The 14,522-nt window shown below is 42.9% G+C and carries 11 protein-coding genes; 7 read left to right on the top strand and 4 right to left on the bottom strand.

Annotation, left to right across the window (positions count from 1 at the left end):
- The 7 genes from murC to Q0R52_RS20065 all read left to right on the top strand — a co-directional run.
- A partial coding sequence (murC, locus tag Q0R52_RS20095) for a UDP-N-acetylmuramate--L-alanine ligase (protein ID WP_366520927.1) occupies positions 1-1,359 on the top strand: 1,359 nt, incomplete at its 5' end.
- The gene (locus Q0R52_RS20090) at positions 1,352-2,212 is read left to right on the top strand and encodes a cell division protein FtsQ (RefSeq protein ID WP_295797612.1); all 861 of its coding nucleotides are present in this window, start codon (positions 1,352-1,354) and stop codon (positions 2,210-2,212) included. The genes murC and Q0R52_RS20090, both read left to right, overlap by 8 nt.
- Before the next feature lies 1 nt (position 2,213).
- Complete coding sequence (gene ftsA / locus Q0R52_RS20085; protein ID WP_252793041.1) at positions 2,214-3,557, top strand: cell division protein FtsA; 1,344 nt, start codon at positions 2,214-2,216, stop codon at positions 3,555-3,557.
- Positions 3,558-3,683: 126 nt separating this feature from the next.
- Entirely contained in the window at positions 3,684-5,288 is a 1,605-nt protein-coding gene (ftsZ, locus tag Q0R52_RS20080; RefSeq protein WP_295797608.1) for a cell division protein FtsZ, read from the top strand.
- Between the two features lie 263 nt (positions 5,289-5,551).
- Entirely contained in the window at positions 5,552-6,796 is a 1,245-nt protein-coding gene (locus tag Q0R52_RS20075) for an aminotransferase class I/II-fold pyridoxal phosphate-dependent enzyme (protein ID WP_295797606.1), read from the top strand.
- Positions 6,797-7,002: 206 nt separating this feature from the next.
- The gene (locus Q0R52_RS20070; protein WP_295797602.1) at positions 7,003-8,421 is read left to right on the top strand and encodes a glycoside hydrolase family 125 protein; all 1,419 of its coding nucleotides are present in this window, start codon (positions 7,003-7,005) and stop codon (positions 8,419-8,421) included.
- A gap of 342 nt (positions 8,422-8,763) precedes the next feature.
- The gene (locus tag Q0R52_RS20065) at positions 8,764-8,940 is read left to right on the top strand and encodes a histone H1 (protein WP_252793047.1); all 177 of its coding nucleotides are present in this window, start codon (positions 8,764-8,766) and stop codon (positions 8,938-8,940) included.
- A gap of 74 nt (positions 8,941-9,014) precedes the next feature.
- Here the strand turns inward: Q0R52_RS20065 and Q0R52_RS20060 are convergent, their stop codons facing one another.
- From Q0R52_RS20060 to Q0R52_RS20045, 4 genes are all read right to left on the bottom strand, one after another.
- A complete protein-coding gene (locus Q0R52_RS20060) occupies positions 9,015-9,701 on the bottom strand; it encodes a GDSL-type esterase/lipase family protein (protein ID WP_295797599.1) in 687 nt (228 codons plus the stop codon).
- Between the two features lie 112 nt (positions 9,702-9,813).
- On the bottom strand, positions 9,814-10,692 hold the full coding sequence (dapA, locus tag Q0R52_RS20055) for a 4-hydroxy-tetrahydrodipicolinate synthase (RefSeq protein ID WP_295797596.1): 879 nt from the start codon (positions 10,690-10,692) through the stop codon (positions 9,814-9,816).
- 109 nt (positions 10,693-10,801) lie between these two features.
- Complete coding sequence (gene chrA, locus Q0R52_RS20050; protein WP_295797593.1) at positions 10,802-11,923, bottom strand: chromate efflux transporter; 1,122 nt, start codon at positions 11,921-11,923, stop codon at positions 10,802-10,804.
- A gap of 82 nt (positions 11,924-12,005) precedes the next feature.
- The gene (locus tag Q0R52_RS20045; protein ID WP_295797591.1) at positions 12,006-14,459 is read right to left on the bottom strand and encodes a DUF5686 and carboxypeptidase regulatory-like domain-containing protein; all 2,454 of its coding nucleotides are present in this window, start codon (positions 14,457-14,459) and stop codon (positions 12,006-12,008) included.
- Between the last annotated feature and the right edge of the window lie 63 nt (positions 14,460-14,522).

Here is a 14,522-nt window from a genome sequence, read left to right as displayed (position 1 = left end):
AAAATGGAATTAGGCAATATAAAACGGGTTTATTTAGTGGGAATCGGCGGCATCGGGATGAGCGGCCTGGCCCGGTATTTTCATCACCTGGGCTGTGTTGTTTGCGGTTATGATAAAACATCCACCGATTTAACCAACGATTTACACAACGAAGGCATACGGGTAATTTTTGATGACCGTATTGATTGGATTCCCTACAGTTTTCAAACACCTGATGCCAGTACGCTTATTATATACACGCCCGCAATTCCGAAAGATTCGGCTATCCTGAACTTTTTTAAGGATAACGGTTTTGGGCTGTATAAACGTTCGCAGGTATTGGGTATCATCAGCCAGGGCATGTTCACTGTGGCTGTTGCAGGTACACATGGCAAAACCACCACCTCAACAATGGTGGCACATATTTTAAAGGATTCGGGTAATGATTGTTCAGCATTCCTTGGTGGCCTGTCATCAAACTATAACAGTAATGTGCTCTATGGCAAAAATAATGTGGTAGTGGTTGAAGCCGATGAGTATGACCGCTCGTTTCTAACGCTACACCCTGATGTTGCCATCATTACATCAATGGACGCTGACCATTTGGATATTTACGGCGACCACTCACATTTAACCGATTCGTTTAAATTGTTTGCATCGCAGATAAAGCCCGGCGGTACGCTGATACACAAAAAAGGATTACCGCTTGACACTGGTTATACCTACGCGGTTGAAGGCGACGCCGACGCAACAGCATCGAACATAAAAATAGAAAACGGCGACTTCTATTTCGATTTTAAAAACGGCAACACCAGTATTACCAATATCAGGATGGGTATTGCGGGCACACACAATATTGAAAATGCGGTTGCAGCTATCGAGGCCTGTTTGATTTTGAAGGTTGATGCCGATGCTATAAAAAGTGCTTTAGGCTCGTTCAGGGGGGTGCATCGCAGGTTTGAGTATATCATCAAAAATGAAAGTCAAATATTCATTGATGATTATGCACATCATCCTGAAGAATTAAAGGCAGCTATTAAATCGGTAAAAAGATTATATCCTAATAAAAAGCTGACTACCATTTTTCAGCCGCATTTATTTACCCGCACCCGCGATTTTGCTGACGGCTTTGCCGAAGCGCTTGATCTTTCGGACGAGTTGATAATGCTGGACATTTACCCGGCGCGCGAACTGCCAATTGAAGGTGTAAATGCTGAAATGATATTGCAACGGATGAAGCTTTCCAACAAGCGTTTGAGCAGTAAGCAAACCGTAGTGAACGAAATTAAAGCAAAAAAGCCGGAACTGTTACTAACAGTAGGGGCCGGTGATATAGATACATTGGTGCAACCATTAAAACAAGCTTTGCAAAATGTTTAAAAAACGAATCTGGAAACCATTACTGATAAGCCTTGCATGGTTAATATGCTTTGGCGGCCTGGTGGTGCTGATGAGTTTTATTGAGGGCAAGAAAAACGAAGTGGTTTGCAAGGACGTGAAAATATACATTCCGGGCAACCAGTACTTTATCGACCGGGAAGAAGTTGACAATATTATACAGGTAAACAGCCGTGCGTTGGTTGGTCGCCGGATGGCGAGTATTAACATACACGAGTTGGAAAATAAGTTGCGCGCTAACCCATTTATAGAATTTGCAAAGGTGTACACAGACATGGATGGCGTTATAAGTGTAGAAATAAGCCAGCGGCAGCCAATTTTAAGAATGATGAACAGGTTCGACCAGGATTTTTATGTCGATCAGCATGGCTTAAAAATCCCGCTGTCGGGAAATTTTACTGCCAGGGTATTGGTGGCAAATGGTTATATCGATGAAGCTTTTGCCAATCATGTGGATAGCCTTCATTCGCCAATGGCAATGCAATTGTTTAAGACTGCTGATTTTATCAGGCGCGATTCGCTTTGGGATGCGCAGATAGCACAGCTTTATGTGAACAAAGACCACGAAATTGAACTGATACCCCGCGTTGGTAATAACCGAATTTTACTCGGTACTGCCGACTCGCTGGAGCATAAGTTTCATAACCTGCTGGTGTTTTACAAAAAAGCGCTGCCGTTAGTTGGTTGGGAGGCTTATAAAGTTATAAACATAAAATATGCCAACCAGGTGGTTGGTATACGGAACGGAATTTTAAAAATAGATTCGTTGAATGCAAAACCGGGGGGTAACGATTCAACAAAAACAATCAGGGATACATCTATAAAATTGAATTAATATGGACAAAACTTCAACTCAGGAAAAAACCTCACCAATTGTAGTGGGATTGGACATAGGTACTACAAAAATCTGTGCCATTGTTGGACGTAGAAGCAAGAACGGGAAAATCGAGGTGTTGGGTATCGGCAAGGCCGAATCGGCCGGGGTAACACGCGGGATGGTTTCGAACATAGATAAAACAGTACAAGGCATTGTGCAGGCTGTTGACATTGCGGGCACACAATCAAACGTTGAAATTAAAGTAGTAAACGTTGGTATTGCCGGTCAGCATATAAAAAGCTTGCAACACCGCGGTTTAATAACCCGTCGTGATATGTCGAACGAGATATCGCGCAAGGATATCGATAAACTGGTTGAAGACATGTATAACCTGGTAATGCCTCCGGGCGAGGAGATTATCCATGTGTTGCCACAGGAGTTTACTGTTGATAATGAGCCGGGTATAAAAGACCCTATAGGTATGGCAGGAGTGAGATTGGAAGCCAACTTTCACATCATATCAGGCCAGGTTACTGCTATAAAAAACATTGTGAAGTGTGTTAATAAAGGCGGTTTACAAAGCGAAGAACTTATACTGGAGCCGCTGGCATCGTCCGAATCGGTATTGAGCGACGAGGAGAAAGAAGCCGGTGTGGTTTTGGTTGATATAGGTGGTGGTACAACAGATGTGGCCATTTTTCACGAAGGAATTATACGCCATACGGCTGTTATCCCGTTTGGAGGTAATAGTGTAACCGAAGATATACGCGAAGGTTGCTCGGTAATGCGCAACATAGCGGAGCAGTTAAAAGTGCGTTTTGGTTCGGCGCTGGCTGATGAGAATAAGGAGAACGAGATAGTTTGCGTACCCGGATTACGTGGCCGCGAACCAAAGGAAATATCGGTAAAAAACCTGGCGTTTGTAATACAGGCCCGCATGGAAGAGATTGTGGAGCACGTGTACTACGAAATAAAATCATCGGGCTACGAAAAGAAACTGATAGCAGGCATAGTAATAACAGGCGGTGGCGCACAATTGAAACATTTGTCGCAATTGGTCGAATATGTTACCGGTTTGGATTGCCGTGTAGGCTATCCTAACGAGCACTTGGCAAAAAATGAAATGCTGCCTAAAAATGTTTACGAGGAGCTGCAAAGCCCAACTTTTGCTACAGGTATCGGGCTGTTAATAAAGGGTATACAAAAAATGGAATACAATGATTTTGTACCGGCAACCGAGGAAGTAAAGGTGGCAAAACCACGCTACACCGAGGATAGAAAATTTGGTTTACTAGGAAAATTATTGGAAAGCGGCAAGCGTTTTATCAAGGATGATATAAACGATGAGGATTTTTTAAAGTAAACTTTCCACATTGGTTCGTTCTTTCCACATATTGACAATTGTGGATAAGTGTTGTTTAAAAAGTGCTAATATTACGATAGAGAAATCTGTTTATTCGTCAATCACATATAACTCACTATAAGGATTATGCAGTTTGAGATGTTAAAAGAAAAGTCGTCCATCATAAAAGTAATTGGTGTTGGCGGCGGTGGTGGTAACGCGGTAAACCACATGTACAGGCAAGGCATCACGGGTGTCGACTTTATTATTTGTAACACCGATGCGCAAGCACTTGAGCTTAGCCCGATACCTAACAAGGTACAACTGGGTGCAAGCCTTACCGAGGGGATGGGAGCAGGGTCAATACCTGAAGTTGGTAAAAACTCGGCTATCGAGAATATTGATGATATCAAACAAATGTTGGGCTCAAATACCAAAATGCTGTTTATTACAGCAGGTATGGGTGGTGGCACAGGCACTGGCGCAAGCCCGATTATTGCCAAAGCTGCCCGCGAGCTGGATATACTTACCGTTGGCATTATAACCACCCCGTTTGCATTTGAAGGCAAGCGCCGTAAGTTACAGGCCGATGCCGGTATGGAAGAACTTAAAAAGCACGTCGACTCGTTTCTGGTAATCAGTAACGACAGGCTGCGCCAGATATTCGGCAACTTAACATTAGGGTCGGCATTTGCACAGGCCGATAATATTTTGACCACTGCCGCAAAAGGCATTGCCGAAATAATCACACTACCCGGCTATATAAACGTCGACTTTAAAGATGTGCGCACCGTAATGAAAGAAAGCGGTGTATGTATAATGGGCAGTTCGGCTGCCGAAGGCGAAAATCGTGCTTTGAAAGCTGTCGAAGGTGCTTTATCGTCGCCGTTGTTAAAGGATAACGAGATTGAAGGTGCGCGTTATATCCTGCTGAATATCAGCTCAGGAAGTAAAGAAGTTACCATGGATGAGGTAAGCGTAATTACCGACTACATACAGGAAGAAGCCGGTTTGGCTGCCGACCTGATTTGGGGTAACTGTATTGACGAAAACCTGGGCGAGAAAATATCGGTAACTATAATAGCTACCGGTTTCCAAACCAAGGATGAGCGCGAAAAAGAGCAAAGCACCAAGAAGATCGTATCGATGCTGGTGCCCGAAGTTGAGCCGAAAACTAAAGTTGTAAATGAATTTATAACTGCAGTTAAGCCTGATGCGGTTACAGAGCCCTACATGAAATCGGCTAAGGAGGAACCTAAGCAAACCGGTTTGTTTGATTTATTTGCGCCGCGGGTTGAAGAGCCGGCCGTGATAAAATACGACCTTTCGGCCGAGGAAGAGCCTGTTGCTGAAGCAGAGCCATCTGACGTGCCTGAAATGACTTTCAAAATTTCTGAGCCGGTTACAACATTCATGCAGCCAAAAGAAGAAAGACTGCCTGAGCCTGAGCCAGTAAAGGAACCGGAAATTGTGGTTGGTGCCGACGATAATAAAACTAATGAGTCGATTGAAGAGCAGTTACGCAAATCGCGCGAGCGCATTATGAGACTGAAGGACCTGAGTATGAAACTGCGTAGCGGCAACATCCAGGAACTGGAGAGTGTGCCTGCTTACAAACGCAAGGAAATTGCCCTTCAGCAAACCCCTGCCTCCGACGAAAGCCATGTATCTCGTTTCTCGTTATTGCCAGACAATGAAGGCAACACCGAGATAAGGAATAACAACTCGTTCCTGCATGATAATGTGGATTGAGTTAGTTGATTAGAGACCAGAGGTTAGAGATTAGTTGGTTGGCGGTAAGTCTCCGATGATAATGTAGAATAATTCCTAATTACATTTAGATAATGAAGCCCCCGCGAAAGTAGGGGCTTTTGTGCTGTAGAACAGTTTTCCTAACCTCCAATTAACTAATCTCCAATCACTAATTTATAGCCTATTATAAAAAGTAATAATGGTTGTTTCTGCGCGTTTTAACGGCTATATTTGTATTTTTAAACACAATAAAAAATAGCAGTTTGGATATATTTAACAAAATATCGAAAAACATGGGCGGCCCGCTTGGGCAGCACCAAAAATGGTCGCACGGATATTTCTCTTATCCAAAGCTGGAAGGCGAAATCGGGCCACATATGATGTTTAATGGCAAAGAGCATTTGGTTTGGAGCCTTAACAACTATCTGGGCCTGGCTAATCACCCCGAAGTAAGAGCAGCAGACGCGCAGGCAGCAGCCGACTATGGTATGGCTTACCCGATGGGTGCCAGGATGATGTCGGGTAATTCTATCCATCACGAGGAATTGGAACAAAACCTCGGCACTTTTGTAGGCAAAGAAGACGCATTTTTATTGAACTACGGTTACCAGGGAATGGTATCTATAATAGATACGCTGGTTGACAGGAACGATGTTATTGTTTATGATGCCGAATCGCACGCCTGTATAATAGACGGTCTGCGGATGCACATGGGTAAACGCTACGTTTACCAGCATAATGATATTGAAAGCTGCGAAAAACAGCTGGAGCGTGCCACCAAACTTGCCGGCGAAACCGGTGGAGGTATATTACTCATAACCGAAGGCGTTTTTGGTATGTCGGGTGCGCAGGGTAAGCTGAAAGAAATTATCGACCTTAAAAAGAAATTTAACTTCCGCATATTGGTTGATGATGCGCATGGTTTTGGTACCATGGGCAAAACCGGAGCCGGGACTCACGAAGAACAGGATTGTGTGGACGGGGTTGATGTGTACTTCGGTACGTTTGCCAAATCAATGGCAGGCATAGGTGCTTTTGTGGCAGCCGATAAAGTTATTGTTGACTACCTGCGCTACAACATGCGGTCGCAGATATTTGCCAAAGCATTGCCCATGCCGATGGTAATAGGATTGAAAAAACGTTTCGAACTATTAAAATCAAAACCGGAACTGCGCGAAAAGCTTTGGGAAATATCAAACACCCTGCAAAAAGGCCTGCGCGAGCGTGGCTTTAACCTGGGCGTTACCAATACCATGGTTACCCCGGTGATACTGGAAGGTGAGTTAACCGAAGCAACCGCCCTAACCCGCGATTTACGCGAGAACTACGGCATATTTTGCTCTATAGTTATCTACCCCGTTATCCCTAAAGGATTAATCCTGCTAAGGTTAATACCAACCGCGACACATTCATTGGAAGATGTACAGCGCACGCTGGATGCCTACAGCGAAATGGCTGAGAAATTGAAGGCCGGTTTTTATAAAGAGAATAAATTGGTGGTGGCATAATAGGCTGCATCTTAATATTAAACTTTGTCATTGCGAGCGAGGAACGAGCGAGGCAACCGCGAACTTTACAGGGCGAATCTGCATAGTTCGCGGTTGCTTCGTTCCTCGCAATGACAAAGTTTTTCATTGTTTTTAAATTAATTTAAGAAGCTCTTCATTTATCCGAAGGGCTTTTTTATTTTTACCGCTCACCAATTGAAAACAACATGCTATCCCGAAGAAACTTTATCAAAATTAATGGTGTTACAACTGCCGGTATCGGCCTGGGCTTAAGGCCCGCCTGGTTTGCAACTGCAACAGCTTTTGAAAGCAATCGACCAAAGCTGGCCGATCGCAAATTTACCAGCAAAGCCGTTGAGGCCACTATAAAAAGTGTAAAGGCTGCTATTAAAGATCCCGAATTAGCATGGTTGTTTGAAAATTGCTATCCCAACACTCTTGATACCACCGTGCATTACTCCGAAAAAGGCGGTCGCCCGGATACGTTTGTAATAACCGGCGACATCGACGCTATGTGGATGCGTGATTCATCGGCACAAGTTTGGCCGTATTTGCCTTTGATAAAAAATGATCCTGAATTAAAAAACGTAATAAAAGGCGTACTTAACAGGCAGGCTGCCTGTATTTTGATCGATCCTTATGCAAATGCTTTCAACGCAGGCCCGACCGGTAGTGAATGGGACAGCGATCGCACCGATATGAAACCCGAACTGCATGAACGCAAATGGGAGGTTGACTCGCTTTGTTATCCCGTTCGACTGGCTTATAATTATTGGAAAATAAGCGGCGACAGTAGCTTTTTCGATGCTAACTGGCAAAAAGCAGGTAAATCAATAGTAAATACCTTCAAAGAGCAACAGCGTAAAGATAATAAGGGACCTTACCATTTTCAGCGTAAAACCGAGGTGTCTACAGATACCGCGCCATTAAGCGGGTATGGTAACCCCGTAAAGCCTGTAGGTTTGATCTGCTCTATCTTCAGGCCGAGTGATGATGCTACCATTTATCCGTTCCTGGTGCCCTCAAACTATTTTGCTGTGGTAAGCCTTTACCAAATGGCTGAGATGTATCAAAAGATAGCAAACGACTCAGCTACTGCGATAGATTGTAAAGCATTAGCCGCTGAGGTTGCCCATGCCCTGCAAAAATATGCCACGGCACAACACCCGGTTTACGGTAAGGTGCTGGCTTACGAGGTTGACGGCTATGGTAACCAATTGTTTATGGACGACAGCAATGTACCAAGCCTGTTGGCCTTACCATACTTAAACGCCTTATCCGAACACGATCCGCTGTATCAAAACACCCGTAAAATGGTGTTGAGCACAGCCAATCCTTACTTTTTTAAAGGCAAGGCAGCTGAAGGTATTGGCGGACCACACGTGGGGCTGAATTATATATGGCCGATGAGTATTATTATGCGCGCCTTAACATCTATAGACAAAGCTGAAATTGCGAAATGTATTAAGTGGCTAAAAAATACGCATGCCGGAACAGGCTTTATGCACGAGTCGTTTAATAAGGATAATGCAGCAGATTTTACGCGTAAATGGTTTGCGTGGGCAAATACTTTATTCGGTGAATTAATAATTAAAGTGCATAAATATCACCCGGAATTATTGTAATAATGACACACTAAAATGTTAGTTGTAATATTTCCAGCGGAAGCGAATTGAAATATTTAGCACAAAACAGCCGTATTGTTTTAGTGTTTTCAATAATTGTGAACTATGTATTAAAATACCGTAAAATTAAGTGTCGATTGTAATAATATCAACATTTTATTAAATATATTAAATGGGATATTTAATAGTTTTTTAATATCCTATTTAAGCTAAAAATGTTGAAAAAAACCACTTTAAAGGCATTATTTTTCTTTACCAAAAGTTTTTAATTAAGAAAAAACATTTTAGATTAGCTTCATAAAACAATAAACCTCATAATTATTTAAAAAAGGAGTAACTGAAATGAAAAAATTTACTGAAGTAAAAGAACTGGTAGCATCGTTGGAAGCAGATGCTGACAAATTTTATAACAAGGGTAACAGCGCTGCTGGCACCCGCGTTAGAAAAGGGATGCAAGACCTTAAAAACTTAGCGCAAGCAATTCGCCTTGAAGTACAGGATGCGAAAAACAAAGCATAAGTAAGAGAGAAGCATATTCTTTACTTTATCATTAAAACCCGTACCCACATCTCAGGTACGGGTTTTTTATTGGCCTAAAGGTACCCTTGTTTCTTAAGGAAGGCTACCCAAATATCATAAGCAGGCGGTTTAAGGTGCAGTCCCTCATAGCTGTACTGCGCATCAAGGCGCTTGTCCTTATCCAAAAACAGGGGGAAGATATCAATGAAAGTGTAATTACCCGCGGCTGCATTTGCTTTATACAGTTTGTTTACGGCCAAAACATGTTCCTCTTTATCGTAGTGCTGTGGGAAATTGGGCATAGTTGGGTTTAGCGGCAACACGCTTTGCACATAAATTTTTGTTTGCGGGCAGGCTGCATGCACCCGGTTTACAATCTTTAACATGTTATCAGCAATTACCGCATCCGGTATATCTTTGCCAATGTCGTTTATACCGCATAAAATAAAGAGTTTGGATGGCTGCCGGTCGGTAACATCCTTCAATCGCCTTAAAATTCCGTAGGTTATGTCGCCGCCAATGCCGCGATTTATCACGGTTGTATCATTCAGCACCTTTTTCCAGTTACCCATTTCGGTAATACTGTTGCCGAGGAAAATAATGTGACCGGTCACTATCGGTTCCTTCTGAAATTGTGCCAGCTTGTCTGTGGTATGCTCAGGGATAAATGGTATGGTATCGTACACCCGTTGATTGGTTACCGGGTTTTGCGCCTGAACGGCAAATGGAAGTAGCAATAAGAGGTGTAGTAAGCGTTTCATAGTTCGTAAATGGTTTGTTTACAAACTTAAGATTATCAGGGTATAAATAAAAACGGGCTATCATCATCATGACAGCCCGTACTTGTTATTTTATCTTACTGAATGAAGAAAGCTATGACAACTTCTTCGTCTCCGCTATAATTTTATCGGCAATTTCACTGCTTACCTGCACCAGTGGCAAACGTATGGTATCACCACAAATACCCAGTTGCTTCAAAGCAGTTTTTACACCGGCGGGACTGCCTTCAATAAACATCAGGCGGGTAAAATCGATTAAATCTGAATGGCCTTTTTGTGCCGATTTAAAATCTCCTGCGAGGCAGGTCCTTATCATATCCGACATTCGCCGAGGCAATGCATTGCCCACAACCGATATCACCCCAACACCGCCTAAAGCGATCATTGGCAAACTGATAGGGTCATCGCCCGAAATTAATAAAAAGTCTTCCGGCTTATCACGCGCTATCTGGTTAAGCTGGTCGAAATTGCCCGAAGCTTCTTTTATGCCGATGATGTTTTTAAAATCATGTGCCAGCCTTACGGTTGTCTCGGCGCTTATGTTGCTGCCGGTACGGCTGGGTACGTTGTATAATATTATTGGCAACGGCGAAACTGCCGCTATTGCTTTATAATGCTGGTAAATACCTTCCTGGGTTGGTTTGTTATAATGTGGGCTTGCCGACAAAATAGCATCGTAACCGGTTGTGTCAAATTGTTTTATTTGCTCAACCAGTTCGTGCGTATTGTTACCACCAAGGCCTGCAATCAATCCAACACGGCCATTAACACTTTTTGAAGTAAATTCCCAAACTTGCTTTCGTTCATCACTGCTCAGGGTGGCACTTTCACCGGTTGTACCCAATGAAACGATGTATTCCACACCTCCGTCAATTAAATGGTTGATGAGCTTTCCTAAAGCCTCGTAATCAACCTGCCCGTCTGTTTGAAAAGGAGTTATAATTGCAACCCCGGTTCCATAAAATTTGTTCATGTTAGTATTAAAAGGCGCTAAGATAAGAATAGTTCATAGTTCATGGTTGATAGTTCATGGTTTTTTTGCGGATGACCTACTGGCATTTAGAAGAAGTCAATTGTCGAACTTAAATGAGCAGTAAAATATAGCCGGCAATTGACCCGCCTAACACGATGAATGCACTATTGATACTTTTGAATTTTAAGAGTATGCAGATACTGACGATTGCAATAAGCATGCCGCGCCAATTGTTTATACTATCTTTCCCCAATTGATAACAAACAACCACTATTAGCGCTATTGATGCAACATTAACAGCATTTAAAAACGCGCCAAATAGTTTGGAACCCCTCATTTTGTTCACAAGCGGGTTAAGCAGCGCCACAAATACAAACGACGGCAGGAAAATGCCGATGGTTGATATAATGGCCCCGTTAATGCCGTTAACCTGGAAACCTATAAATGTTACTGATGAAAAAACAGGACCGGGTGTAAATTGTCCGACTGCAATAGCATCAACCAATTGCTGCCGGGTTATAACGCCATGTGCCACCAGTTCAGAATCAAGAAAGGCAAATAGCACATAGCCACTGCCATACAGTATGGCGCCGATTTTTAAAAACGACAAAAATAAACTGATATTGGTCCGGCTGAAAAAGTCATCGCCGCCTAAGATAAAAAGAGGTAATAAACTAAATGATTTGTCTTTGGGTTTTAAGCGAATAGCATACAACGCCATTGCCAAAAAGCCCGAACCAAACAAAATAAGCACTTCTGAATATCCCAATAAGCTTAGCACTAATGCAACAATGCCAATGGCACCCAGCTCAAATGTTTGTAGCGATTTTTTTGCCAGCGGATAAATTGCGGCCAGGATAACGGCTATTATTGCAGGCTTAATGCCATAAACAAATGGTTGAATTTGAGGCAGCTGGCCATACTTTTTATAAAGCCATGCCAGGGTACCGGTAATTAATACTGCCGGCATAATAAAACACAAACCTGCTATTATTAAGCCCTTCCACCCGCCTTTCTCATGGCCAATATGTATAGCCATCTCGGTGCTGTTTGGGCCCGGGATAAGGTTTGTCGCTCCAATCAGGTCAAGAAAGTGTTGTTCTTTTAACCATTCACGTTTAACAACTACCTCCTGGCGCATCATTGCAATATGGGCGGCCGGGCCACCAAAGGCGGTAGTGCCTAGTTTCAAAAACAATAAGGCAATTTCTTTAAGCGGCGTTGCTTTCATGGCACTGCTAAGATAGCATTTGCCATGTTATGGTACTATTAAGAAAAATAAGGTATGAACCATCAACCATGAACTGCAAACGCTAAAAACTCACCCCAATCCGCACCGCCGAATTTGTATTGCTGCCGCTATTGTACGATTTGCCATACATCAGCCTGAAGTTTAAATACTGTATCCCAATGCCCAGCTCAGTATAGTTTTTAAGGGCAGGGGTAGAGATGTAATTAATATCCAGTATTTCCTGCAGTTTAAGCTTCCTGATCAGCGGTATTTTGTTGAGGAAAAAGCCGGAAAAATTTTGCTCGATATGGCCTTCGATATATTTGGTATAGGTGCTGTTGGTATAGTAGTTTAGCAATAAAAAGCTGTTGATGCCGGTATGCGAAAATAATACCTGGTTACCCTGGAATTGTTTATAATCTGGGTAAAAGAGGCTGTTATTGTTCAAAAACTTGCCTGCGCCAATAAAGAACGACGTTTGCCCTAAAACACCAGCGTTAATATTCGATTTGGATACATCAGCAGTAAGCAAATCGTAATCAACATCGGAGCCAAATATGCTTTTGATGCCTTTGGTATAGCTTAGGCCGATTGTTGGATATTTTGATGGCAAATAACGGCGCCCGGTAGGGTAGGTCTCGTATTTGTCGCTAAAATCATAAGTTGTACGCAAACCAATTTTAAACGATTGATTGTCAGCAAACATCGGTACATCTAAATTTGGCGTAAAAGGATTGTTCGAGGTATAGTTGTGGTTGCCAGGGCTGAAAAAGCTGTAATTTGATGTATTGGTGAGCGCTTTCCTGTCGGCCCATTCAACATATCCGCTGGCCATCCATCCACCGGTTATGCGCCTGCTTGCCGATGCCGAAAGGTATTGCTTTTGATAAAGCTTTTCATAATTCTGCCTTTCGAACAAACTGTAAACCGTATTAATCAACGGCGACATGGGCGTATAATAATTCAAATCAACAACTTCAGAGCCTGCGCTAAAACCCAGGTTGTATTCACCGGCAGGTATACCGGCATAAATACTGCCGGTAAATTTCTTATTGCTAAAGCCATAACCTGCCCTTGCGCCAACCGTTAAATACTTATTATTGGTGCTGTCGACCAATTTACTGAATGATGCACCGTAATTAAGGTTAAACCCTTGTGCCGTATTAAACCTTATCGAAGGTAAAATAGCATCAAGGTTATAATATTCATGCTCATAACGATTGACGTGACGATAGTTCTTATAAGTCAAATCAAGCAGGCTGAATTTGTTGTTCACTTTATCCAGCGAGTCGAGGTATGGCTTTGACTCCCGTTTTTTGGCCAGTATAGCTTTTTTCTCGTAATCCGTTTTTTCCTCATCTGTTAATGGTACCGGCCGTTCATTTGCCCAGTAGGTCGAATCTTTTTTATTGCTGCCCTTGGTAACCCGCATCACTTCTTTAAACTCTTTTTTATTGAGCGTTGGGTTAAGGTCATAATCCTTATAAACCGATATAAAATAGCCGCCGATCTTGAAACCCAGCAGGCCTCCCGTAAATTCAAACTTAACTGATGAAGGCATCCATGCCTGCCTGCTCACCGGGAAAAACTGCTCACTAACCTTAAGGGTATCAACAAAGTTTATGTTTTGCTTTTTGGTGATAAAGAGGTCGAGCCCGTAAAGGCGCCAGCTATCCTCCAAAATATAAATATACCCCTGGAAACAGGCGTCATAGCCACGCTTTGGCATCACCTTTATCTTGTCAACCGTTTCGCCATTTTCGGTAGTAAAGCCAATGTATTTGTAGTTGTAGTAAAACATCGCGTTGTCGGCAATTGGCGATACCAGCGGGCGCAGGCTTAAGCCACCCCAATTTTGAATATTCTCATAAAAATTAACCTGTATATCCGATGCCCGGTTATAGCTAAATACCTGGTTACTGCCCGATACTTTTGATGATATCAATTCCTCATGTACGTTATCTGGTCGCTTAAAGCTGTATTTCGATTCCGACTCCGACAGGTAGACAATGCCCCTGCGGTTCGAATCCAGGCCCATTTCGCGGGTAGCTTTCTGCACATCAAATCCCAAAAATCTTTTAGGGGCAGCCAATAGCTTTTGGAGGCCCTTTATATAAACCTCGCAGGTGTAAGCATCAACCTCGTTAAGATGGCCCTTACGGGCTTTAATAGCCTTGCGAACAATGGCATAAGCAGGGTCTTCACCGCCCGATTTTACCACCACGTCATTTAGCTGGTAGGTTTCGGTTTGTAAAACAATATCAATGGCCTGGTTTTTTGTCAGTTCAACTTTACGGCTTTGCTGCTTATAGCCGACAGCCTTGTATTGCACTTCATAAGTACCGGGCTTTAACAGCAGGCCATACTCGCCCTCGCTGTTTGCCGACGTACCCCTGGTAGTATTTTTTATATAGATGCTGGCAAACGGAACAGGCTTGTTTTGCTCGTCGGTAATTTTGCCGCTTACGGTAAACGTTTGCGAAAATGCACTAAAACTGATGATGATAAAGAAAGCGAAAGGTAGGGTTAATTTCATTTAACAGGCTTTTGTACGAAGGTGAAACAAATTTATTGAACCTGTTAGACTGGTTTTGTTAAT

This window comes from Mucilaginibacter sp. (assembly GCF_025359345.1).
GTDB lineage: Bacteria > Bacteroidota > Bacteroidia > Sphingobacteriales > Sphingobacteriaceae > Mucilaginibacter.
The sequence above is the reverse complement of the archived record's forward strand: the minus strand, read 5'-3'. Positions and strand labels throughout refer to the sequence as shown.

Excerpts from the sequence above, each read along its gene's own strand:
- Q0R52_RS20090 (WP_295797612.1), top strand. The coding sequence starts at position 1,352 with ATGTTTAAAAAACGAATCTGGAAACCATTACTGATAAGCCTTGCATGG.
- ftsA (WP_252793041.1), top strand. The coding sequence starts at position 2,214 with ATGGACAAAACTTCAACTCAGGAAAAAACCTCACCAATTGTAGTGGGA.
- ftsZ (WP_295797608.1), top strand. The coding sequence starts at position 3,684 with ATGCAGTTTGAGATGTTAAAAGAAAAGTCGTCCATCATAAAAGTAATT.
- Q0R52_RS20070 (WP_295797602.1), top strand. The coding sequence starts at position 7,003 with ATGCTATCCCGAAGAAACTTTATCAAAATTAATGGTGTTACAACTGCC.
- Q0R52_RS20065 (WP_252793047.1), top strand. The coding sequence starts at position 8,764 with ATGAAAAAATTTACTGAAGTAAAAGAACTGGTAGCATCGTTGGAAGCA.
- Q0R52_RS20060 (WP_295797599.1), bottom strand. The coding sequence starts at position 9,701 with ATGAAACGCTTACTACACCTCTTATTGCTACTTCCATTTGCCGTTCAG.
- dapA (WP_295797596.1), bottom strand. The coding sequence starts at position 10,692 with ATGAACAAATTTTATGGAACCGGGGTTGCAATTATAACTCCTTTTCAA.
- chrA (WP_295797593.1), bottom strand. The coding sequence starts at position 11,923 with ATGAAAGCAACGCCGCTTAAAGAAATTGCCTTATTGTTTTTGAAACTA.
- Q0R52_RS20045 (WP_295797591.1), bottom strand. The coding sequence starts at position 14,459 with ATGAAATTAACCCTACCTTTCGCTTTCTTTATCATCATCAGTTTTAGT.